At 59.4% G+C, this 23,585-nt stretch carries 21 protein-coding genes; 13 read left to right on the top strand and 8 right to left on the bottom strand.

Annotation, left to right across the window (positions count from 1 at the left end; all coding sequences use genetic code 11):
* Positions 1–15 precede the first annotated feature (15 nt).
* From FIV05_RS08145 to FIV05_RS08125, 5 genes are all read left to right on the top strand, one after another.
* Positions 16–207, top strand: coding sequence for a Trm112 family protein (locus FIV05_RS08145; protein ID WP_031270137.1), 192 nt, complete (start codon positions 16–18; stop codon positions 205–207).
* 435 nt (positions 208–642) lie between these two features.
* Positions 643–2,022 (top strand): DUF5624 domain-containing protein, encoded by a 1,380-nt coding sequence (locus tag FIV05_RS08140; protein ID WP_152509208.1) that lies wholly within the window; start codon positions 643–645, stop codon positions 2,020–2,022.
* A 388-nt stretch (positions 2,023–2,410) separates the two neighbouring features.
* A complete protein-coding gene (locus tag FIV05_RS08135; protein WP_152509207.1) occupies positions 2,411–4,891 on the top strand; it encodes a DUF4238 domain-containing protein in 2,481 nt (826 codons plus the stop codon).
* Positions 4,892–5,183: 292 nt separating this feature from the next.
* The gene (locus tag FIV05_RS08130) at positions 5,184–5,915 is read left to right on the top strand and encodes a hypothetical protein (protein WP_152509206.1); all 732 of its coding nucleotides are present in this window, start codon (positions 5,184–5,186) and stop codon (positions 5,913–5,915) included.
* 47 nt (positions 5,916–5,962) lie between these two features.
* Positions 5,963–6,817, top strand: a complete 855-nt coding sequence (locus FIV05_RS08125; protein WP_152509205.1) for a DUF6615 family protein — start codon at positions 5,963–5,965, stop codon at positions 6,815–6,817.
* Positions 6,818–7,257: 440 nt separating this feature from the next.
* Here FIV05_RS08125 and FIV05_RS08120 read toward each other — a convergent pair whose 3' ends face one another.
* Positions 7,258–7,554: a YggT family protein gene (locus FIV05_RS08120; RefSeq protein WP_023002770.1), complete on the bottom strand. Its 297-nt coding sequence runs from the start codon at positions 7,552–7,554 to the stop codon at positions 7,258–7,260.
* A gap of 228 nt (positions 7,555–7,782) precedes the next feature.
* Here FIV05_RS08120 and FIV05_RS08115 point away from each other — a divergent pair, with 228 nt between their 5' ends.
* Positions 7,783–8,583 carry a MipA/OmpV family protein gene (locus FIV05_RS08115; RefSeq protein ID WP_152509204.1) on the top strand — a complete coding sequence of 267 codons (801 nt, stop codon included), beginning with the start codon at positions 7,783–7,785 and terminating at the stop codon, positions 8,581–8,583.
* A gap of 258 nt (positions 8,584–8,841) precedes the next feature.
* Here FIV05_RS08115 and FIV05_RS08110 read toward each other — a convergent pair whose 3' ends face one another.
* The 5 genes from FIV05_RS08110 to FIV05_RS08090 form a co-directional block, all read right to left on the bottom strand.
* On the bottom strand, positions 8,842–9,672 hold the full coding sequence (locus FIV05_RS08110) for a pentapeptide repeat-containing protein (RefSeq protein WP_152509203.1): 831 nt from the start codon (positions 9,670–9,672) through the stop codon (positions 8,842–8,844).
* Between the two features lie 439 nt (positions 9,673–10,111).
* A complete protein-coding gene (locus FIV05_RS08105; RefSeq protein ID WP_152509202.1) occupies positions 10,112–11,125 on the bottom strand; it encodes a patatin-like phospholipase family protein in 1,014 nt (337 codons plus the stop codon).
* A 72-nt stretch (positions 11,126–11,197) separates the two neighbouring features.
* On the bottom strand, positions 11,198–11,980 hold the full coding sequence (locus FIV05_RS08100) for a 3-hydroxybutyrate dehydrogenase (protein WP_152509201.1): 783 nt from the start codon (positions 11,978–11,980) through the stop codon (positions 11,198–11,200).
* Positions 11,981–12,178: 198 nt separating this feature from the next.
* Complete coding sequence (locus tag FIV05_RS08095) at positions 12,179–13,066, bottom strand: 4-hydroxy-3-methylbut-2-en-1-yl diphosphate synthase (RefSeq protein ID WP_152509200.1); 888 nt, start codon at positions 13,064–13,066, stop codon at positions 12,179–12,181.
* Positions 13,067–13,107: 41 nt separating this feature from the next.
* Positions 13,108–13,893, bottom strand: coding sequence for a hypothetical protein (locus tag FIV05_RS08090; RefSeq protein WP_152509199.1), 786 nt, complete (start codon positions 13,891–13,893; stop codon positions 13,108–13,110).
* 223 nt (positions 13,894–14,116) lie between these two features.
* On the opposite strand from FIV05_RS08090, the gene ispG reads away from it, so the two are divergent.
* The 7 genes from ispG (at position 14,117) to queF (ending at position 19,825) form a co-directional block, all read left to right on the top strand.
* The gene (gene ispG, locus FIV05_RS08085) at positions 14,117–15,376 is read left to right on the top strand and encodes a flavodoxin-dependent (E)-4-hydroxy-3-methylbut-2-enyl-diphosphate synthase (RefSeq protein WP_075284112.1); all 1,260 of its coding nucleotides are present in this window, start codon (positions 14,117–14,119) and stop codon (positions 15,374–15,376) included.
* Positions 15,377–15,397: 21 nt separating this feature from the next.
* The gene (gene pdxY, locus FIV05_RS08080) at positions 15,398–16,294 is read left to right on the top strand and encodes a pyridoxal kinase (RefSeq protein WP_152509198.1); all 897 of its coding nucleotides are present in this window, start codon (positions 15,398–15,400) and stop codon (positions 16,292–16,294) included.
* On the top strand, positions 16,287–17,024 hold the full coding sequence (locus FIV05_RS08075) for a DUF429 domain-containing protein (RefSeq protein WP_152509197.1): 738 nt from the start codon (positions 16,287–16,289) through the stop codon (positions 17,022–17,024). The genes pdxY and FIV05_RS08075 overlap by 8 nt, the downstream gene beginning before the upstream one ends.
* 160 nt (positions 17,025–17,184) lie before the next feature.
* Entirely contained in the window at positions 17,185–17,874 is a 690-nt protein-coding gene (queC, locus tag FIV05_RS08070; protein WP_077291507.1) for a 7-cyano-7-deazaguanine synthase QueC, read from the top strand.
* Positions 17,867–18,250 carry a 6-carboxytetrahydropterin synthase QueD gene (gene queD, locus FIV05_RS08065; RefSeq protein WP_152509196.1) on the top strand — a complete coding sequence of 128 codons (384 nt, stop codon included), beginning with the start codon at positions 17,867–17,869 and terminating at the stop codon, positions 18,248–18,250. The genes queC and queD overlap by 8 nt, the downstream gene beginning before the upstream one ends.
* Positions 18,247–18,975, top strand: a complete 729-nt coding sequence (queE, locus tag FIV05_RS08060) for a 7-carboxy-7-deazaguanine synthase QueE (RefSeq protein ID WP_152509195.1) — start codon at positions 18,247–18,249, stop codon at positions 18,973–18,975. Before queD ends, queE begins: the two co-directional genes overlap by 4 nt.
* 382 nt (positions 18,976–19,357) lie before the next feature.
* Positions 19,358–19,825 (top strand): preQ(1) synthase, encoded by a 468-nt coding sequence (gene queF / locus FIV05_RS08055; RefSeq protein ID WP_152509194.1) that lies wholly within the window; start codon positions 19,358–19,360, stop codon positions 19,823–19,825.
* A gap of 102 nt (positions 19,826–19,927) precedes the next feature.
* Here queF and FIV05_RS08050 read toward each other — a convergent pair whose 3' ends face one another.
* Positions 19,928–20,527, bottom strand: coding sequence for a hypothetical protein (locus FIV05_RS08050; protein WP_152509193.1), 600 nt, complete (start codon positions 20,525–20,527; stop codon positions 19,928–19,930).
* 200 nt (positions 20,528–20,727) lie between these two features.
* Positions 20,728–23,520 (bottom strand): bifunctional aconitate hydratase 2/2-methylisocitrate dehydratase, encoded by a 2,793-nt coding sequence (locus FIV05_RS08045; RefSeq protein ID WP_152509192.1) that lies wholly within the window; start codon positions 23,518–23,520, stop codon positions 20,728–20,730.
* Positions 23,521–23,585 lie beyond the last annotated feature (65 nt).

The raw sequence follows: 23,585 nt of genomic DNA, 5'->3' as shown, positions 1-23,585 counted from the left end.
GAAAGACACTCCCAGATGACAGAACCGACCGAACGCCCGGTTGACCGCAAGCTGCTGGAACTGCTGGTCTGCCCCGTGACCAAGACCACGCTGGAATATGACGCGGACGCCAAGGAGCTGATTTCGCGCACCGCCAAGCTTGCCTACCCGATCCGTAACGGCATCCCGATCATGCTGCCTGATGAGGCGCGCAAACTGGAAGGCTGAAGCCACCGGCCAGCAAAAAGCCCGGGTGGTTGACCCCGGCCCCTTAACCCACAAAATGGGCGTAAGGTAAAAGATTAAGCCGAACTCCTTGGTCCTGCAGGGCCTTCGGGGTTCGGACATGTTTTGAAAATCTGAAACAAGCAAGAAACTGCGGCTTCCCCGGCCCTGCGCTGGCAGGAACGCAAATCGCCCGCCTCGCGCCCGCAAATTGATCATTCACCAGCGCTCGGCCTTGTCCTGAAAACCGCCGTTCGTTGCACGGGAACCGGACATTCGTCGCGACGTGCACGAACGGCAGCAGAGTGGACAAAGCGGACCTTGGGTCAGAACGCAAGCAAGCCTGATGTGAAGTCAACATAAGGGAACGACTGGGTTTACCATATTCCGGAGACAACTTTGTGTGGTCTTCCCATGCCAACTCAATCTTGAGTGTGTATGATTGCGCGCATAGTCAGCCAAAGGGGTTTTGATATGCGTCTGTATTCGGTTCCCGTGCTCGCTCTCGTTTTGATCCTTGGCCTGGCCCTGCCTCTCAGGGCGCAAAGCACCGATCCTTGTGCCGCCCCGCCAAGCGTGGATTCGACGTTCACCTGCCTTTTCAACATCTTCCCTCGCAGCCAAGGCAGTGCAGACAACCCCAGCATCGGCTGGGCGTTGGCGCAAGTGGTGGCCAAGAACGGCGGGGCAGGCCCTATTGCCTCCGATGGTCCCTTGGTCATCGTGAATGGCTACGGTGTATTTGTTTATGACGGCAAACAGGCCTCCGCTGGCAAGCTGCTGGACCATGTGCTCACCCGCAACGACCCGGCCACAGGTTTCGTGCAGGCGACGGCGCTGTCGCACATTGGCCCCGCCCTGGCCTATCTTGCGGCGCTGAAGGCAGACAACTCTCCGCTCTTTGACAAGCTGTTGTCGGACCTCGAGACCCGCATCGCCCATGCTGCATCGCAGTTGAAGCTTAACCCTGACTGGATCAGCAAGCTGGACGCGCCCTCCTGGAAGGAACGCCCGGACGAGATCAACGCCATGATGACCTATGGGATGTGGATGGCGCTGGATTATGTCCAACGTGTCCGTGCCGGGAAGGTGAAGAATTTTGACGCCAGGTCGGTCGCGGAAGATTTCTACAATGGCGGTGACAAGCGCTATGAAGTGCCGTTCAACAACGTGATGATCGGCACCTTCATGCTGGCGGCACTCAACAGTGTCCAGGAGTTGCAAATGATGATCGCCAACAACACCGACACAATCAACTGGGCTGACGCCCGTGTTGTGGTGCACATGCCCATCGGCACCAATTATGGGGCGGGGCTGACCTTGTCGACCAACCAGCTTGCGGCGGCCCTGCCTGTCTTGAGCGACGGCAAGATCGGGGCAGAGAACATCCTGATCATGCCCTATGCGGTGGCCCCCTGCACGAAGGTTTCGGTGATCACACAGTGCCCGCTTGAAGTGTTTACCAGCGATCTCGATGCCGCGACTTATGGCTTCTATTCGCAGACCGCTTGGCTGGGTGTCTACAATCGCACCCAGATCGCGCGGAATGCGTTCTACAACGTCGACGACATTGAGACCGTGTTATCGAAGCAAATCCCCGGAGATTACCCGTTGACCTCGGCGGATGACATCGATGCCTTCATGATGCGGCTCAAGTATTCGCTGATCAACAGTGACCAGCTGCTGTCAAACTCGGTTGGGTTCTGGCTGCCGGGCGCGCTGAAAGCCAACGGGTGGGACACCAGCACGCTGAAAATTCCCGGCGTGAACGCCGGGTTCCCGAAGGGCGTCAAGCGATACCCCAAGCCGAAATCCTAGAGTATCCTGCGGTCAAGGGAACTGCGGTGAATGCCATAACCGCCATCGCTGCGTTCGATTTTCATATCGGTCTGCAATACCGCGCAGACTGCGCCGCCGATCTTCGTCTCCCAATTGCCGTACGGAGTGGTTTCAGCACGCAGGGAACCGCGGACGAATAAAAGCCAAGGGCCTTGAATGGCAACTGATCGGACAATCCGGACCTTAGATCAAATGAAAGAAACGGCCCCAAAGCTGCCATTGGACGTGTGCTCAATCAATGACGGCAACGCGTCCCCATTCCTGACATTCGGCAAGCTTCTCGCTACTGTTGATAACGGACATTATTGGTCGGCCGATTAACGAATCAGGCTGGTTGGATATCCCGTATCGGACGCAGCGAGCACTTATGTCAGTAACCAGGAAGAACCACTATGTCCCGCAATGGTATCAGGAAAGGTTCTTCACGCCTGGGAAAACCACGCATTGCCTCCTTGACCTGAAGCCACCCACTTTCAAACGCCGTGACGGAACGGCGGCTAGCGGGCGCTGCCTTTTCGATTCACCTACGTCACGGGCGTTTGTCGAGCAGGACCTCTACTCGACATTCTTCGGTGCCGGGGTCAACGATGAGATCGAGAGAACGTTTTTCGGTGACATCGATAGGCGAGGTGCCGACGCAGTCCGGGCATTCTGCGGCGATGATCAAGGTGCCTGGCATGAACATTTCATGGACCTCTTCGAATTCCTGGACATCCAGAAGCTGCGAACCCCCAAAGGTCTCGCGTGGCTACGCCAGCAGTATCCGGAGATCGGTCGAGTTAGCGAAATTTTGCCGGGCGTCGCCCAGAACCAGTTGATGGTCGAGATGCAGGGTATCCGTATGTTCAACATTACGACTTGGACCACCGGAGTTCGTGAGATCGTCTCAGCGGAGCGGGCTGGCGTCAAGTTCATCGTAAGCGACCACCCTATCACCGTTTATAACCATGCCATACCACCGTCCGACGCCCGGAACCGGTATCCCGAAGATCCGTCGACCGCTCTCAAAGGCTCGCAGACGCTTTTCCCGTTGGAGCCGGATCACCTCCTAATCCTGACCAACCTCGAATACGCGAAGAACCCCGAAACTAACCCCGACGCGAAGCGGACGTTCGCGCGGAACTACCAGTCCACGATGGTGTCCACGATTGAGTTCATCAGGAAGCGGCACCTGACCGACGATCAGGTCGCCGAGGTGAACCTCGTGATCAAGGCTCGTGCTGACCGCTATGTCGCCGGTTCCCGCCGGGAGGATCTTTTCCCTGAAAAGGTGGTGTCCAAGTCCTGGGCTGACCTGCGTACGACTTTCCTTCCGCCGTCGGACGAACTCTACCGGTTCGGCGGAGAGATGTATGCCAGCTTCGAAAACGGAGAAGTCTACTATCAGGACCAGTTCGGGCGAACCGAGAAGCCACGGGAATGGCTGCTCAAGGAGAAGCCGAAGGTTCTTCCCCGGCCACGCGAATACTGTCCTTGTGGATCCGGCCACTCGTTCGGGAATTGCTGTCGGGATAAGTCGGCGCACCTACGCACGTCGTGGACGGAGAAAAGCATCCGTGAGCGCAACATGATGTTCATGGACGCTCTGACCAAGCTCTTCGAATTGAGGACCAAGGATTGGGATACGATCCGCCGCGAGATGACCGACGACAAGATCGCCCTGATGTATCGCCTGTACGAGGGCCTGTGGCCGCTCGAGACCGACCTGCTAGCCCTCTTGCCCAAGCCGGACGGCATGATGCGCTCGGTCTATACAGGATCGCTACATCCCAAGCTGATAATGGAGTTTGCGCTCGGGGCGCCTCTGTATTTCGGTGAGGTCATCATCCAGAACCCGTTCTTAATCTCTCGGACCCTGCAGGAAGACAAGCGCCCCACAGAGCACCCTCGCAAGTACCGAGGCGAAGCTCTCAAGACCCTGATGACTTTCTTCCAGCTCATGCCGCTTGTTGAGGCCGGGCTGATCACCCTGATCCCGGATCCATGCGATTTCGATTTTCACCTCCGTGATCAGATGATGGCAATGGCTGAGGCCAGATCTCGGGCTATAAATCTCGGTCCGGCCGAGGACCCAAGGCTTGAGGCGGTGATTCAAGAAGACATGCGCCGTACGATGCTGAACATGCCAAATGAAGCCCTCGCCGAGCGCATGTTGAAGATGGCCGGTGATGACGAACCGATGCCGATGAATACACTCGTCGACCTCGTCGAACAGATGAAGGTTGACGACACGCTAGCCATCTTACAGGAAGACTCTCTCACGAATGGCGGCCAGTTCGAAGTGATGAAGATGGCCCCCAACTTCGAGATGGCGATGTACCTGGCCCAGGCGACCGGCGCTCAAATACTGACCGACAGTTCCTTCCGCTGGAAGGAGCTTCAAGCGGCGCTCGCCAGGCGCCATCTCGGCACCACCTCTGCCCTGATCCAGTTGCAGCGCGAGATTGCGTCTACCCCGATCGGATTCCCTGTGGGCCACCAGGCGATACTTCGCGTATTCGAAGACCCGTCGTTCCGCGGGATGGGATCGCTCTTCCGTTCCGCCTTCTCGTACACAGCCACTCGTTCCGCTGAGAACCTGAAACCTAATTTCGAGGCGCAGCTCGCTGCACGCTTCCGGCGACAGCGGGACACGATGAAATCCTTGATCGCGCACGCCAAAGTCCCCGCGATCGCGGCGCGTCTTACGACCGCGTTTCGGTTCAGTGGCTTTCAGGACAACACCATCAATCGGCTATTGCTGATGTCGAGCTCTGAGCATCACTTGCACTCCGTTCCTATGGCGACGTTGATAGAGCGTTGGGATACTGCACCACGAGCGGACAACGCGAAATCTCGGGTACACTGAGCCCAGAGCACACGTCGGTCTAACGACCGCTCGAGCTTGCTCTGTATCGAGAGCTTCCGGTCTGCTTTCGGCCCCGGAAAGGACATTCAATGTCACTTCGATTAATCTAATACTTGGTCCCAAATTTTCCTTCAGAAGCTGGCTGAGGCAGGCCTCAGCTTCAACCAAGATACATATCGCCATTTCATTTCCAACTTCCTCAACTGTAGAGCGCACATTAGTGTTATGATCACTAGCGAGGGAATTGCACCGAACCTTGTCGGTCGCTTAGGCTATTCTGGGAGCGGATTTAATGGACATCGCGCGCGCGCTCGAATTGATCGGGGAAGAAGAACTCAGGGCCGAAGTTGAACACTTCCTCAAGGACTTCATGACGCCAGCATTTGGCTCACTTCCCAAGCGAGAGATCGAACTGCGTGTCTTTGATTTAATGCGCAATCTTGGCATCCTTCAGACTGAAGCAACTATCTACAGTCTGATGACAGATCTAATGGTCACACGGACGAAGGCTTCGCAGTTAATTTTCGATCTGGAAATACGCCGGTATGGTAGTGATCGGCATAGGCTCGACGAGCTTATCAAAAATGCACTGATCAACACGAAGTTTGCCAAAGATGGCGATTATTTCGTTATGGAGATCGAGAACCCTCTAACCCTCGCTCACCTGCGCCAGAGGATCCGAGAAATAGGGCATTTCTCCGACACTTCATTTAATTCTGCGCTCGTACGCGCGCCCTTGGATACAGTCACAGACCTGATGTTGAACATCATTCCAGACGCTCAACACGAGGCAGTGAAGCGTGCTTTGATCGATGCTGGCGCGCCTGACCGCGGCGTGAAGGCGGTTATAAAAGGGGCGCTGAAAACGTTGGGCAGCAAGATAATCGGCGAGGCCGCAGACCAAGTTGCGGAAGGGCTTGTCGACAACTCGGCTAACTTCCTCGAACCACTTGTCAACGCTGGGATAGGACAGATCCGCGAACGATGGCAAGGCATTTTCGCGGCCGAGCAAAATGACGAATAACCGGATAAACGGAGCGAGAGCACTATCGACTTCAAGGGGAGACGCGCATGAGTAGCCTCTCGCAAGAGCAGGTATTCCTCTTGGCTTTGTCGCGTATGGTTTGGGCGAAGCGGAGCGCAGCCAAAAGCTCGCGTCTACCATTCAATGAGGAGACGATCACCGAAACGATCCTGCTTGATCTGAAGACTGCGTATCCCGGCCAAGTTCAGGTTGTTGCGTTCAACAAGGCGCAAGAGGCCAAGACCGGTGCGGATTGGCTGTGGTCGTTTGTGAACGTTCACGGGACGCAGTCGCTGACTATCCTCGTCCAAGCCAAGCGGCTTGAAGATGCTGAGCAGATTTACAAAGGCATCAATCGCAATATCGGCAAGCGGACGCCGCCGGTTCGCCAGATCGACCAGTTACTAGCCACCGCGCGAAACCAAGGTGTCCCAGCCCTTTACGCCTTCTACAACCATGTTACTGACCTGAGCCGCGTGCCCCCAAAATGCCAGTCGCTGCAATCCGATGATCCTAATCAGGTGCTCGGCTTCGGCATCAGCCTGGCAGAAGCGTCGGCTGTCGCATGCGCGCTCCCAGACGAATCGTTCGACGTGCACCGTGTCCATTCGATTCCCCTGCATTGCCTGTTGTGCAACGTCGGCCAAGGGACACGCCCCGGCAGCGGGACACCGGAGAGGGCCGCGTCTGGTCTTGCGCGGCTGCGCCTTACAACGTCGCTCGAAAAGCTTGATCCGGATTATCTAGGCCTACGGCGTGGCCTGCATCCGATGGTCGAATTCGCACTTAGGATTGCAGATGGCGACGACTTCACTGCAATGGATGACCTGCCGGACATCGCGGGTGTCGTCATACTTCGTGATACCAATGAGAAGACCGGATCAGATGCGGCAAACAGGTAGAGATTTCGATGCCGCTATCTGAACGGCAGCTATCGATACGTAGGACCTCGAAGCTGCCAGTCCACTTTCGGCCCCGTTTCAGACACTCGTTCCGTCCGCAGCGAATTCACACTCCCCGCCCTTAAAAGTCGTTGAGTGAAAAACACCGAATGTCTCGAAAGACCTCCAAGCAGAACTTCACCACAGACTGATCGAACGCCCCGTTGGGCCGGAAGCGCCTGCGAGCCTAGCTGGCGCGAATGTCTGCTTCGCTAAACGCTGGAGCCGTTTTGCTTGCAACCACACTTGGGTTTAGGGGCCGGGCGATTGACCCGGGCTTTTTTAATATCCTGTTGCGATCCGCCATTCCGATGCAAATGCGCTTGAAGCACTTGGGAAGAAGAGGCTGGAGCAACCGATTGAAGCCCGGCAAATCGGCCGGGCTCTTCATGGTGAGGGCGTCAGTAGCCGCGGAACATCGGCAGGATGTTCAGGATGATCAGCTGGCGGACAAAGATGATCGCCAGCAGCAGGATCACCGGAGAAATATCGACACCGCCGAGATCAGGCAGGAACCGCCGGATCGGCCTGAGCGCAGGCTCCGTCAGATTGTAGAGAACCCGGCCAATGGAATTGATGATCTGATTGCTCGAATTGACGATGTTGAAGGCATAGAGCCAGGAGAAGATCGCGCTGGCGATAATCACATACGTGTAGAGTTCCAGGGCGAGCAGTATCACGTTGAAGAGTGCGGTCATGGTCCGGTCCGTTGCCGTTCGAAATCTGGTCTTGCCCTCATGTAGCTTCCTGACAGCCTTGCTGCAAGACGGCAGCGTCACCGACATTTGATTGTGCTTAAGCTTCGCACCAGCAACTGGGCGGTGCGGAAATGCAACAGTCCGGCAAAACCCTCTCAGCTTAGGGTTTGTGTAAGCTCTTCTCGTGCTATCTTCCTGCCAACGGAATTCCTTGTCGGATGGGGTTGAATGTTCAAGTTGATGACGCGCGCCGCGCTGGCGCTTGCTCTAAGCGCTGTGTCTGGAGCCGCTCTGGCGCAGAGTGGAGACCTGTCTGAGCAGGATGCGACCCGCCAGTTCGTGGTTGACCTCGGTGTCGGCGCCATTGTCCAGCCGCGTTACGAGGCTGCAGACTCCTATCTGGTCTACCCCTTCCCGATCGTTTCGGTCGGCCGCTTCTACTTCCCCGGCCTTGGCCAGGTTGTCGACGGCCGCCGCAAGTCCGGTGTGTTCTTCTACCCGTCGTTCAACTTCATCGGCGAACGCAAGGCCAGCGACAGCACCGATCTGACCGGCACCAACACCATCGATTGGGCGCTTGAACTCGGTCTCGGCGGTGGTTTCCGCACCGAGCATTTCCGCGCTTTCGCCGAACTGCGTCAGGGCATCAACGGGCACACGGGCCAGGTTGGTCAGCTCGGCCTCGACGGCATCGTCTATCCCGCTGAAAAGTGGGAAGTCAGCTTCGGTCCGCGTGCAGGCTTTGCCTCTGACGAATACATGGACACCTATTTCGGCGTGAGCTCGACCGAAGCAGCCAACAGTGGTGGCCGCCTGACGAAGTTCAACCCGAGCGCCGGCTTCAAGAGCGTCGGCCTGGCGGCCCGCGCCAGCTACGATTTCAACGACGACGTCCGCCTGCACCTGCAAGGTGGCTATGACCGGCTGGTTGGCGACGCGGCGGACAGCCCGATCGCCAAGAACGGCAGCGAAAACCAGTTCAGCATCGGTGCCGGCGTCACCTACCGTTTCGCCTTCGACCTGTTCTAGGAAGCCGTTTCCGCAATGTTCAAGATGCTGCCGCACCACGTGTGGCAGCATTTTTTGTTTCCGGTCGACCGACATGCCGGATGACCAGCCTGTTCGGGACATTCACCCCGGGAACGCATGAAAGTTGTTCAGATCAAGCCGGCTTGACCTGTCCTGCAGGCATGATCATTGCGCAACCCGTGTACGCGTTTCGGTAAAGCCGGAACGCTCACTTTGCGAAGTGGCAAGTCGGATGGACGGAGAACCGCTCGGAGGCACCTAGTAGGCGCAGGGGACGAGCTTGATGCCGTTCGGCAGCTTGGTGTTCTCGTCGCCGCAGGCACCGAGGATGCGGCTGGGGTCGAGATTATAGGCACCCGACAGGTCCGCCCCGGCGAGACGGGTACGGCGCAGTAGAGCGCCGTCGAAATCAACACCCTTCAGATTTGCGCCCGTCAGGTCGGAACTGACCAGCCGTACGCCGGTGAAATCCGCCCCGGAAAAATTGGCGTTATGAGCCTTGACCCTGTCGAGCTTGGCCTGGCGCATGCGGGCATCCTGGAAGTTGGCGCCATTCAGGTCCACGCGCTCAAGGTTGGCATCATCCATCTTGGCACCCTTGAAGGAAGCCGCGTCCGCAATCGACCGGGTCAACAGGACATTGCGCATGTCCGCGCCGTCGAAAACGGCTCCATTTGCCTCAACCGTGTTCAGATCCGCGTCCCGAAGGTCCGCATCCTGGAAATTCGATTTGTTCAGATTGGCTTTTTCAAGATCGACGGAGCGCATGTTCGCACCGGAAAAATCGCTGCCGGAGAAATCCGCCCGCTCGGCTTCCGTCCGCCGGAAATCGGAGCCCTTGAAGTTCGCGTCTTTCAAAAGGGCTTCCTTGAGGTCGACTTCCCGCAGATTGGCACGGCCGAAATCGCCGTTCTCAAGAACCAGACCACGAAGTTCCGCCAGCCGAAGATCGCAACCGGGGCAACCGCCCTTTTCCTTGATCTCGGCCATGCGCTCTGCGTCGCTGCCAGCCTGTGCTCCACCGGCTGCCGCCAGAAGGGCCATTGCGCCAACGCAGCCTGCAAGAACCCGGGTCACCCTGTTTTTCATCGCGAATCCCTTTGCCAATCTCCACCTAAAGATAGGTCGCACTTGTGGCGGTTGAAGGACTGTATCCGATCAGAAGATTGAAAAAGTGAGAAAATGAGGCAGATCCGCTTCACATCGTGGCGATCCTTTGCCGCAGGGCGGGCATCATCGCCGGGAAGCAAGGGAGGGAGGGAAGAAGCAGGCGGGGTCGCGAGTGCCCACTCCTTCCGTCCATCTAAGCGCTGACGACGCACTACCTGACAATCAGCGTGCCAATCAAAACGCAAAAGCCTTGCCAATTTGTTTTCAAAGCCATTCAAACCAGATCTGGTTCAGTTAAACCCGCCTGACACAAGATGCTGATTCCGTTTAGACTTTCTTCACATCTGCTGCATTGCAAATTGCAACGCCACCTGCAAACACGGCTAACAAAAGGTTAAGAAACTGAGCCGGCCGCCCGTCAGGAAATCTCTTCCTTGACGTCGATGGTCGAGCGCTTGCCGATGTCGTCATAGTGCCGCTCGAGCCATTCCTGCGCGGTCTTGCGCCCAAGGTCCCTGAGATCGGTGAGAAACGCCCATTCGGCGTTGAGTTTCGACGAGGCTTGCAGCGGCTTCAGCTCCCCGGCGGAAATCCGGTGCATGTTGACCTTCATGTATTCCTCGCTCGACAGCTTGCCTTCCTCGATCAGGCGCGTGACGAAGTCGATGGCCCGGAGCTCGCGAAGAAGCGTGGAATTGAAGGTGATCTCGTTGAGCCGGTTGACGATCTCCCGCGCGGTCTTCGGCACCTTGCGCCGTTCGATCGGGTTGATCTGGATGAGCATCACATCCGGCGTGTCGGTGTCGTAGAACAGCGGATAGAGTGGCGGATTGCCCATGTAGCCGCCATCCCAATAGGGCTCGCCCTCGATTTCCACCGCCTGGAACACCTGCGGCAGACACGCGGATGCCATCACCGCATCCAGCGTGACTTCCTTTTCGCTGAACACCCGGATCTTGCCGGTGAAGACGTTGGTTGCCGAAACGAAGATCTTCATGTGTTCGCATTGGTGAACACGGTCGAAATCGACGGTTTTTTCCAGGACATCGCGCAGCGGATTGGCGTTGAGCGGATTGAATTCGTAAGGCGACGCAAACCGCGTCAGCACATCGAAGAACAGATAGCTGGGGGAATGATCGAGGCTCCACTCCCCCAGGAACACGTCCAGCGGCGAGCGCTGGATCGGGCTGTATTTGGCCTGCCGGCTGACCTCGTACCAGAAAGCTTCAAGGCGCGCTCTCGCACCGTCTTCGCCGCCGTCCTGCATGCCGCCGGCAAGCACCACCGCATTCATGGCACCGGCCGACGTGCCGCTGATGGCGTCGATCTTCAGCCGCTTGTCTTCCAGGAACCAGTCCAGAACGCCCCAGGTGAAGGCGCCGTGTGCGCCGCCACCTTGAAGGGCAAGGTTGATCTTCTTAGGCGCGGCCATGACGGCTCCCTTGTTCCGGTGGTTCGGCGATGGTCGCGGGCAGGCATCAGCCCGCACCGCGAGCAGCGTGGATCAGTGTGCGGTCCAGCCGCCATCGATGGGCAGGATCGAGCCGGTGATCGACGATGCCGTATCGGAGCACAGGAACACCGCGTAGCCCGCCACCTGTTCGATGGTCACGAACTGCTTCGTCGGCTGCGCGGCTAGCATGACGTCGTTCTTGACCTGCTCTTCGGTCATGTTGCGCGCCTTCATTGTGTCGGGGATCTGCGCTTCCACCAGCGGTGTCCAGACATAGCCCGGGCAGATGGCGTTGACGGTGATACCCTGCTGCGCGACTTCCAGCGCCACGGTCTTGGTGAGACCGGCAATGCCGTGCTTGGCGGCCACATAGGCGGACTTGTAGGGCGAGGCGACCAGCGCGTGGGCGGAAGCCGTGTTGATGATCCGTCCCCAGCCCTTGGACTTCATGCCGGGCAGCGCGGCACGGATCGCATGGAAGGCGGACGTCAGGTTGATGGCGATGATGGCATCCCACTTGTCGACCGGGAATTCGTCGACCGGCGACACGAACTGGATGCCGGCATTGTTGACCAGGATATCGACACCGCCGAATTCCTTTTCCGCATCGGCGATCATGCCGGCGATCTCGTCGCCCTTCAGCATGTTTGCCGGCGAATAGGTGCAGCGCACCCCGAAATCCGCCTCGATAGCGGCCCGGGTCTTTTCGATCTCATTGGTATCGCCCAACCCGTTGATCACGACATTGGCGCCTTTTTCCGCGAAGGCGCGGGCGCATCCGAGCCCGATGCCCGAAGTGGATCCGGTGATGACGGCGGTTTTGTTGGCAAGCATTTGGGATCTCCCTTGATCGGCGGATCATCGGCCGGGAGTGTCCGGCCATCCGGAAACGGATCGTTGAAAGGCTTGACCTCGTTCTGCCTTCCACGGAAGGCAACAAGGCGTCAGAACAGAAAATTTCAGGCACACATTCGACCAGTTATCGCCGCACTGCAACATCGGAATGATGAAATTTGATCCATGTTGCCTTCATCAGCGCCGGTTCATGCGCTGCGCCCCGTCAAGCGCCTTGCGTGCACGGGCCCTGGCGGCATCCCGCGTTTCCTCCACTTTGGAAAGATCTTCCTGTCGAAGTCCGAGTTGCGCGGCAAAGCGTTCGCGGATCAGGCCGTAGAAGGTCGCGTGCAGGCTGGCAAACGCCCAGACCAGGATCAGCATGGTGCCCATCGGAAAGACCGCCGAACGGATCTGCTGCCACAAGACGCTGGCAGGCATCAATCCATCGCTAACGCCAAGAACGACCGCCCAGATGCCGACCAGCAAACCTGCAAGCAGGCTCATCACCAGCGCCGCAAAGGCCATGGCCCAGCCGAGCCCGGACGTTGCCTGCCAGCTTTCCTTGAGCGTCAGCGGATCGTCCACCGCCGATGCCGGCAGCACGACGGAAAAGCGTTGCACCACCATCAGTGCAATGAACGGCGCCAGAAACAGAAGCAGCAGCCCGATGCCCGCCGTGACTGCAGCCAGCAGCAGGGAAACAATCACCAGCGGTATCAGTGACAGGGCGCCGATCAGGCTGAGGACGATCTGGTTGAGAATGACGCGTATGTTGCGCGCCCCGAAGGTAACAGGAAAATCCCGCGCGTCGATCAGAATGCGCCGGACATAGGCAATGGCAATGGAAAAGCCGACCAGCAGGTTGGCAATGGCGGCCAGCGCCCTGAGTGCGCCTTCATCGGCAGCGGCGACCGGCTCGGTCATGTAGGAAACGGTCTTGAAGCCGCTTTCCGGCATCAGCGAGCCGCCGATGGCGAAATTCAGGGCGACCAGGAGCAGGATATAGGCCCAGCCGGTTTTCAGAAGCGTCCCGAAATTATGCTGCGCCAACGACAGCGAACGTTCCAGAACGGTGAAAAACATGGTCTGCTCCGGTTGCTTGCAACGGCCGCAGGATACGCGATTCAGGCCGGCGCACCAGCCCCCTCCGGCCGTTCCATCGCGATCCGGTAACCCGCCGTCAGGATCGAGATACCCAGCACCGTGACGATGATCTGCACCAGCACGTTCAGCACCAGGATCTTCATCTGGATGAGGGCTGCCGGAAGGCCTCCGGACAAAAGACCAAGGACATATTGCAGCGCTTCGCCAACGACGACAAACGGCAGGATCAGGATAAGTGCGGCCAGAAACATCGGCATGCCGAGGCCCTTTCCGAACTGAAGCATCTGACTGAAGCCGAGCGGTCGCTCGACGGCAACGGCCGGCAGGCTGAGGTTCAGGCGGAACAGGAACGGGGCGAGAATGAATATCGCGACGATCCACAAAACCACCGTCATGGCGGTGCTGTTGAACAGGCTCGACAGCACACCAATCACCAGCCCTGCAGGCAGCACAACAACGACCGCGGCCAGCGACAGCAAAAGCATTTGCCCGATGAAACGGAACTCGACAGCGCCGACGCGAAAGTGCAGCGGTCCGGGCCGCTCGTTCAACAGACCGAACCGGTGCCAGGCGACCGAAATGGAAGCGGACGATAACAAGGCAATCACCATGGTCGTTACCAGCAGCAGGACCGTCGTTCCGGAAATATCTTCAGGCGCGGTCGCCTCATCGATCTGCGCGCCATTCGCCAGAATGAAGAGAGACAGCACAAACTGCAGGAGAAACCAGCCACCACAAACCTTGAACACGGTTTCCAGATTGCCAAAGACAATGGAAACAGAGTCCGACAGCAACCGTTTCAACATGCAGCACCTTCCACAACAAGACGGCCGACGGTTAGGGCCGGCCCATGCAAGCTCATAGCGGGCTGAAAACCATGTGGCAACGTCCGCGAGCCTGAAGATCGACCTGCCTTTGCCGCGGCTCTGCCATTGCCCTTTTTTGCCGCACGCCCTAATCATGCGCTGGAAAGTCGGCCCCAGTTCCCTCATATGAGGGGCAAACGCTCAAAACCCGTTGGTTCCTGTGATGATCGATGATTTCGCGAAAGCCCTGCCCCGCCGCTCCTCCGTCGGTGTGAAGGTCGGCAATGTGATGGTTGGCGGCGATGCACCCATCGTGGTGCAATCCATGACCAATACAGACACGGCGGATGCCGATGCGACCGTCGCACAGGTGGCCGCGCTCGCCCGTGCCGGCTCCGAAATCGTCCGCATCACCGTGGACCGCGCGGAAGCGGCCGCCCAGGTGCCGCGGATCAAGGAACGGCTGGAGCGGATCGGCATCACGGTGCCGCTCGTCGGCGACTTCCACTACATCGGCCACAAGCTGCTGACCGACTATCCCGATTGCGCCGCCGCGCTCGACAAGTATCGCATCAACCCGGGCAACGTCGGCTTCAAGGCCAAGCGCGACACGCAGTTCTCGCAGATCATCGACATCGCACAGAAGCACGACAAGGCGGTCCGGATCGGCGTCAACTGGGGCTCACTCGATCAGGAGCTTCTGACGAAGCTGATGGACGAGAATGCCGAAAGTGCAAATCCGGTTTCAGCAGCGGCCGTCATGCGCGAAGCGATTATCCAGTCCGGGCTTCTGTCCGCCGAGCGCGCCGAAGGCCTCGGCATGGGCCGTGACAAGATCATTCTCTCGGCCAAGGTCAGCCAGGTGCAGGACCTGATCGCCGTTTATGCCGATCTCGCCCGTCGCTGCGACTATGCCCTGCATCTCGGCCTCACCGAAGCCGGCATGGGCACCAAGGGCATCGTTTCGTCCGCCGCTTCCATGGGCATTCTCCTGCAGCAGGGCATTGGCGACACCATCCGCGTGTCGCTGACACCGGAACCGGGCGGCGACCGCACCCGCGAGGTGCAGGTAGCTCAGGAGCTTTTGCAGGTGATGGGTTTCCGCGCCTTCGTGCCGGTGGTGGCCGCCTGCCCGGGCTGTGGCCGCACCACTTCCACGGTTTTCCAGGAACTGGCCCAGGACATTCAGGACCACATCCGCGTGTCCATGCCCAAGTGGCGTGAACAATATCCGGGCGTTGAAAGCCTCAACGTGGCCGTGATGGGCTGCATCGTCAACGGCCCGGGCGAATCCAAGCATGCCGACATCGGCATTTCCCTGCCCGGCACCGGCGAAACACCGTCGGCCCCTGTCTTCATCGATGGCGAGAAGGTCATGACCCTGCGAGGTCCCGGCATTGCCGACGAGTTCAAGCAGATGGTTCTGGACTATATCGAAAAGCGCTACGGCACCGGCAGCAAGTCGTCTTCCGACGCTGCCTGACCCCGGAAGGAACACCATCCCATGATGCAGCCGGGCGCCCCCGAGCCACAGAAAAAGCCGGTTCTGGTGATCACCTCCCAGGTAGTCCGTGGCGGTATCAGCGGTCGCGGTCTGACCTTCGCGCTGGAACGGATCGGCCACGATGTCTGGTTTCTGCCGACCATCCTGCTGCCCTGGCATCCGGGACAGGGCAAGGGCACTCGCATCGTCGCCCCTGCAGCAGACTTCACTGCCATTGTTGAGGATCTTGCCGCGTCCCCGAAACTGGCAGAAGTCGGCGCGGTGATTTCCGGCTATCTCGGCAATCCGGAACAGGCGGCTGCCATCGCGTCACTTGTGAAGGCCGTCAAGACCCACAATCCGGATGCGCCATACCTGTGCGATCCGGTCATGGGCGACCAGCACGACGGCAGCGGCAACCTTTATGTGCCCACGGCAACGGCCGAGGCAATCCGAGACCAGCTGGTGCCCCTGGCCGATGTCGTCACGCCCAATGCCTTTGAACTCGGCTGGCTGACGGGCCGCGAGATCGACAGCGAAATGCAGGCTCTCGCTGCCGCCCGGGTTCTCGGCAACGAGCGCGTGATGGTGACCTCTTCGCCAGCCTTGCGCCGCAATGCCATTGCCAACCTTCTGGCAGGCCCGCGCGGCGCCGTTGCAGCCGAGCATGCTTCCATCGCCAATCCACCGCACGGCACCGGAGACCTGATCGCAGGCCTGTTCCTGGCCAACCTTCTGGCCGGACAAAACGACGAGGAAGCGTTGAAACGTGCGTCGGCCTCCGTTTTTGAGCTGGTTGCCCGCAGCGTGCGCAAGGGCGCGGACGAATTGCTGTTCGCCGAGGAGCAGAACTCCGTGGTGAAGGCAATGGCCCTCGTCACCTCGCGCCGGGTTCTGGAAGCAAAGGCCCGTGCCTGACGGGGCAGGCACAAGGGTTGCCGGCGTCGACGGCTGCAAGGCCGGCTGGATTGCGGTCATCCGCAATCTGGAAGACCCCGCCGATCTGGATCTGATCGTCTTTCCGACCTTCGCGGATATTGTCGGACACACCCCGCATCTTGCCATTGTCGCTGTCGACATGCCCATCGGCTTGCCAGACCGCATCGGCCCTGGCGGTCGCGGCCCGGAAAAGGCTGCTCGCAAGCACCTTGGCATGCGCCAATCCTCGGTGTTTACCGTACCCGCCCGCCCCGCTGTTTATGAAGACGACTACCTGAAGGCCTGCAACACGGCACTCGCCACGTCCGAACCGCCTAAAAAAGTCTCCAAGCAGTGTTTCTTCCTGTTCCCGAAAATACAGGAAATCGACGCCCTGATGACACCGGAGCTGGAGACACGCGTCCACGAGGTTCACCCGGAACTTGCCTTCTGGCGCCTCAACGGCGGCGCGGAAATGAGCCTGCCCAAAAAGGTCAAGAGCCGCGCCAACCCGCACGGCCTTGACCAGCGGCGGGACCTTCTCGTCTCCAAGGGGTTGCCCGGAGAGTTCCTCGACCAGAGGCCACCGCGCGGCTGCGGCCGCGACGACCTTCTGGATGCCGCCGCCAACAGCCTGATTGCCGAGCGGATCTTTCGGGGAGAAGCGGAACCGTTTCCGAAGGACTTCCGCCGTGATGAGCGCGGCCTGAGGATGGCAATCTGGGCCTAAAGCGCCCGCGTTGTCGATTTTCCTGCTTTTCCTGAAAATCCTTCAAGGCATGCCTCACCCTTCCCTTTTCGCCAAAACCTGCTAAAACGCGCGCCGTTCCCCAAAAGGGAACCACCGGTCGCAGCCTACCCGGTGCCAGCGAAAACAAGGGACCACATCGTTGAAAACACTTGTCATCTGTTCCGGCGGAATGGATTCCGTCACCCTTGCGCACAAGGTTGCGCGGGAACACGAGCTGATCGGCCTCGTATCTTTCGACTATGGCCAGCGCCACAAGAAGGAGCTGGACTACGCGAAGGCCTGTGCCGATGAGCTGAACACCGAGCATATCCTGATCGACATTTCCAATATCGGCCGCCAGCTGACCGGCTCGGCGCTGACCGACGATCTGGACGTGCCGGACGGGCATTATGCCGAGGAAACCATGAAGATCACCGTTGTACCGAACCGCAACGCGATCATGCTTTCCATTGCCTTCGGCATTGCCAGCGCGCGCGGTGCCGAAGCGGTCGCGACCGCCGTTCATGGCGGCGACCACTTCATCTATCCGGACTGCCGTCCGGCCTTCACCGAAAGCTTCGAGACCATGCAGCGCCACGCGCTGGAAGGCATGGGCGAGATCAGCCTATTCACGCCTTACGTCCACACCTCCAAGGCGGACATCGCCGCCGAAGGACTGAGGCTTGGCGTCGACTATCGCAAGACCTGGTCCTGCTACAAGGGCGGCGAGGTTCACTGCGGGCGCTGCGGCACCTGCGTGGAACGGCGCGAAGCCTTTCACCTTGCCGGCGGCATCGACCCGACGGTCTACGCAGACGAAGCGTTCTGGAAGGAGGCGTGCAATGTTTAGGATCACCAAGGAATTCCACTTCTCCGCCAGCCACCAGATCCTTGGCCTGGGAGAAGACCACCCCTGCGCCCGCCTGCATGGCCACAACTATGTGGTCGAGGTGGAGCTGATGTCGGAAGAGCTGAACGGCATCGGCTTCGTGCGCGATTACCGCGAACTTTCCGAATTCAAGCGCTTCATCGACGACACGCTCGACCACCGGCACCTGAATGACGTGCTGGGCGATGATTGCGTGACCGCCGAGACCATGGCGCGCTATTTCTACAACTGGTGCCGCCAGCGCTGGCCGGAAACCTCGGCCGTTCGCGTGAAGGAAACGCCGAAGACCTGCGCCGAATTCCGACCCCTCTTCTATCCGGGGGCGCGTGCGGCATGAGTATCGAACAGATCCGGGTCAGCGAAATATTTGGCCCCACCATTCAGGGCGAAGGCGCCCTGATTGGCCAACCCACCGTGTTCGTGCGCACTGGCGGCTGCGATTACCGCTGCTCCTGGTGCGACACGCTGCATGCGGTCGACAGCGCTCATCGGGACGAATGGTGTCCGATGACGCCGGAAGCCATCCTGATGCAGGTGGAGATCCTGTCCGGCGGCAATCCGCTGACAGTGTCGCTTTCCGGTGGCAATCCGGCGATCCAGCCGCTGGGTGGCCTGATCGAGCTCGGCCGGAAAGAGGGTTACCGTTTCGCGCTGGAAACACAGGGCAGCCTCGCCAAGGACTGGTTTGCCGATCTCGACGTCCTGACGCTGAGCCCGAAACCGCCGTCCTCGGGCATGGTCACCGACTGGCAGCGCCTGGCGGAATGCGTCGAGGCCGCAGGGCCTGAGACGCAGACAGTCCTGAAGGTCGTCGTCTTCGACGAGGCGGACTATGCCTTCGCACGGGACGTCTCAGACCGTTATCCGCACCTCAGCTGCTTCCTGCAGCCGGGCAACCACACCCCGCCGGCGGCAGCCGACACCGATGCCACCATCGACATGGCCGGCATCATGGAGCGCATGCGCTGGCTTGTGGACCGGGTTACCTCCGACAGATGGTATGCAGCCACCGTCCTGCCGCAGCTTCACACGATGATCTGGGGCAATTTGCGCGGGGTTTAGGAACCGGCCTTTCCGGCGTCATCCCGGCCGAGCGTAGCGCGAGCCGGGACCGGGAAGCCAACGGTGTCGCGAGCAGAATCGACAGGCCTTCGCCTCTCCGATCCCGGATCTTCGTCCGGGATGACGACGGAGAGGAAGCTTTTCAAAACCGCTCCCTCATCCTGAGGAGAGACGCTCCAGCGGCGGCTCGAAGGATGGGCGGCACGCACAGAACAAGCGGCCCATCCTTCGAGACGGACCTGACGGTCCTCCTCAGGATGAGGACGCAGGGAAGCGAAAACCCAAATTCTGGGTCTTTGCGAGTTCATTCAAGAACACGGAGCCCATCCACCGACAGCGCAAAAGCGTGTCCCCGGAACGGGCTCAAAATCAGGAGACAGTCATGTCCGACAAGAGCATCTACGAGAACCTGATCCAGCTCGGGTCTTCCACCGAACTTCCTGACGATCCCGACAAGGCGGTTCTGGAAAAAGTGCCGAACCCGCAGGCTGGCACGGGCTACATGGTCCGCTTCGTCGCCCCGGAATTCACTTCGCTCTGCCCGATCACCGGTGCGCCGGACTTCGCTCATCTGGTGATCGACTATGTGCCGCGTGATTTCCTGGTCGAGAGCAAGTCGCTGAAACTGTTCCTCGGCTCCTTCCGTAACCACGGCGCCTTCCACGAGGACTGCACGGTTTCCATCGGCAAGCGCCTGGTCGACCTGCTCGATCCGGAGTGGCTTCGCATCGGCGGCTATTGGTACCCGCGCGGCGGCATCCCGATCGACGTCTTCTACCAGACCGGCCCCGCTCCGGACGGCGTCTGGATCCCCGACCAGGGCGTTGCCCCCTATCGCGGACGCGGCTAAGGCAAGCTCGGCTGCCTGCGCGGATACGACGATCCCGAGGTCCGGGCAGGAATTCGGAACCATCGATCAACGCCAGGACTCGCTGCACCCTGAACGATTTACCTACTCCGGCACCGGCAGGTTCAGGCCAGGGGCTTTTTCGATCACCTGGGTGGTGACCATCTCGAAAGACGGGGCCTTGCTGTCGTAGATCGCCTTGACGATGAAATCGTCACTGCGGCGGACATAGTAGGTATAGCGGTTTTCCGTGACCATGCCCTGGCTGACGGTGATATCCGCGGCCACCACCTCCACGGCCTCGCCCTCCAGCTCTTCCTCGCTGCAGGCCGCGTTGCGGATAGTGGCTGCGTTCGTTTCCTTGTCGACACGTGCCTGATCCGCGTTCTGGCCGGTATCCATCTCGCGGATCTTTTCCCAGGTCGACCCCTGGTCTGCGGATTGGTAGAGCACGTTGCCGTAGCCAAGCACCCAGGGGCCTTCCGGTGAGGTCGGCACGGTCAGATAGTGATCTTGCGACAGGTAGAAAAAGTCATTGGTGGTTGGCGGCGCGCCCTTGAAGGCGGTGGTCACCTGGGTCTTGGTCGGCGTCGTCTGATCGAGTTGCAGATAGAGTTCCGTGAAACGATCCTGACACGGGTCAGCCAGAGCGCTCTGCATAGAGCTGGCAAGAAGAAATAGAACTGCGGGCACGCGGTATTTCATGAAAGCCCCCATGGAAATGAATTTAAGAAATCGGCCAAATTCACCGGCCATTCCCATGGAACACTTTTTCCTGCCGCCAAACAATCATCTCGTTGGCTTCAACGTCCCGTCCTGACCCGCAAATGCAGCAGGGCCGCCCGATCGGTATCGATCGGGCGGCCCCAGATTGCGTCTGTGTTCCGAATGAACGCAGCTTGCTCTTAGAAATGAACCGACCGTGCGTCGAGCGGCTTCTGGTTCGGCGGAGCGAACTTGGTCAGATCGATCCCTTCGACAGCTGCCTTGTACTCGTCGAGGCTCGGCGTCCGGCCGAGGATGGCCGACAGAACCACGACCGGCGTCGAGGCCAGCAGGGATTCGCCCTTTTTCTCGGAAGAATCTTCCACGACGCGGCCCTTGAAGAGACGCGTGGAGGTTGCCAGAACCGTGTCGCCCTTGGCGGCCTTTTCCTGGTTGCCCATGCAAAGGTTACAGCCAGGACGCTCAAGGTAGAGAATGTTCTCGTATTCGGTGCGGGCGGTGTTCTTCGGCGAGTTGTCGTCGAATTCGAAACCGGAGTATTTCTGCAGAATGCTCCAGTCGCCTTCTTCCTTCAGCTCGTCGATGATGTTGTAGGTCGGTGCAGCCACCACGAGCGGTGCCTTGAACTCGACTTTCTCGTTGGTCTTTTCGAGGTTCTTGAGCATCTGGGCGACGATCTTCATGTCGCCCTTGTGCACCATGCACGAACCGACGAAACCCAGATCGACCTTCTTCTCGCCGCGGTAATAGGAAACCGGGCGGATCGTGTCGTGGGTGTAACGCTTGGAGACATCCTCGTTGTTCACGTCCGGGTCGGCGATCATCGGTTCGTCGATCAGGTCCAGATCCACCACGACTTCCGCGAAATACTTCGCGCTGTCGTCCGGCGTCAGGGCCGGCTTCTCGCCGGAGCGGATTTCGGCAATGCGCTTGTCGGCCTTGTCGATCAGGCCCTGCAGTACCTTGTTGGCGTTGTCCATGCCCTTGTCGATCATGATCTGGATACGGCTCTTGGCAATTTCCAGGGATTCGATCAGGGTGTCGTCGTTGGAGATGCAGATGGAGGCCTTGGCCTTCATTTCCGCGGTCCAGTCGGTGAAGGTGAACGCCTGGTCGGCCAGCAGCGTACCGATGTGCACTTCGATGATGCGGCCCTGGAAGACGTTGTCGCCGAACTGCTTCAGCATCTGCGCCTGGGTGGCATGAACGACGTCACGGAAGTCCATGTGATCCTTCATGGTGCCCTTGAAGGTCACTTTCACCGATTCCGGGATCGGCATGGTTGCTTCGCCCGTGGCCAGTGCCAGCGCGACCGTGCCCGAATCCGCGCCGAAGGCAACGCCCTTGGACATGCGGGTGTGGCTGTCGCCGCCGATGATGATCGCCCAGTCATCGACGGTAATGTCGTTCAGCACCTTGTGGATCACGTCCGTCAGCGGGTGATAGACGTCCTTGGGATCGCGTGCGGTGATGAGGCCGAACTTGTTCATGAAGTTCATCAGCTTCGGAATGTTGGCCTGTGCCTTCAGATCCCAGACCGAAGCCGTGTGACAGCCGGACTGGTAGGCGCCGTCGACGGTCGGTGCGATCACCGTTGCCGCCATGGCTTCCAGTTCCTGGGAAGTCATCAGGCCGGTCGTGTCCTGCGAGCCGACGATGTTGACCTTCACACGAACGTCGGAACCGGCATGCAGCACCTTACCTTCCGCAACGCCGACAGCGTTCCGGTTGAAGATCTTCTCGACAGCCGTCAGGCCCTGGCCTTCGTGCGACACTTCCTTGTTGGGTGCGAACACTGGCGGCATCTCGATGCCGAGGGTTTCTGCGGCAAAGCTCTGCAGCTTCTTGCCGAAGACGATGGCGTAGGAACCACCGGCCTTCATGAACTCGACCTTCTGCGGGGTCAGCGCGGAAGCGACATCGGTCAGTTCTTCGTCACCGGCGTCGTTGTAGAGCTTCTTGGTCTTGGTGTTGATGGTCAGCACCGTGCCGGTCTCGACGGAATATTTCTGTTCCAGAACCGGGCTGTCGTCATTGTTCAGGATCGGCTTACCGTTCTCGTCCAGCTTCTTGACCCAGTTCTTCAGGTCAATGCCGATGCCGCCGGTGACACCGACGGTGGTCAGGAAGATCGGTGAAATGCCGTTGGTGCCGGCAACGACCGGGGCAATGTTCACGAACGGAACATAGGGGCTGGCCTGCTTGCCGGTCCACAGGGCGACGTTGTTGACGCCGGACATGCGGGACGACCCCACACCCATGGTGCCCTTTTCGGCAATCAGCATGACGCGCTTGCCCGGATGCTGCAGCTTGAGCGCCTCGATTTCCTTCTGGGCCGCTTCGGAGATCATGCACTTGCCGTGCAGCTCGCGGTCGGAACGCGAATGCGCCTGGTTGCCGGGGGACAGAAGGTCGGTGGAAATGTCGCCTTCGGCGGCGACATAGGTGACGACCTTGATTTCCTCGTCGATGTCCGGAAGCTTGGTGAAGAACTCGGCCTGAGCGTAGCTTTCCAGAATGTCCTTGGCGATTTCGTTGCCGGCCTCATAGGCGGCCTTCAACCGGTCCGTATCGGCGTCGTAGAGGAAAACCTGCGTCTTCAGGACTTCAGCCGCGTCCCTGGCGATCTGGGCATCGTCGCCAAGAGCCAGGTCCAGCAGAACCTCGACGGAAGGGCCGCCCTTCATGTGGGACAGGAGTTCGAAGGCAAACGCCGGGGTGATCTCATCAACAACAGACGTGCCGAGGATGATTTCCTTCAGGAACTTCGCCTTCGCGCCGGCAGCGCTCGTGGTGCCTGGCAGCGTGTTGTAGATGAAGAACTTGAGCGACTCTTGCCGGTGCTGGTTACCGGTATCCTTGATCTGCGCGACGATCTCTTCAACGAGAGCAGCGTCTTCGATGGGCTTGGGATGCAGACCCTGGCCTTTGCGCGTTTCGATCTCTTTCAGGTAGTCTTCATACAAGCTCATGATGATCCCGGCGTCCTGGTGTTGTTTGAAGCCTGGCTTCCGGATCGCCGTGAGGTCTGGCGGGC

Source organism: Labrenzia sp. THAF191a (genome assembly GCF_009363335.1).
Taxonomy (GTDB): domain Bacteria; phylum Pseudomonadota; class Alphaproteobacteria; order Rhizobiales; family Stappiaceae; genus Roseibium; species Roseibium algicola.
The sequence above is the reverse complement of the archived record's forward strand: the minus strand, read 5'-3'. Positions and strand labels throughout refer to the sequence as shown.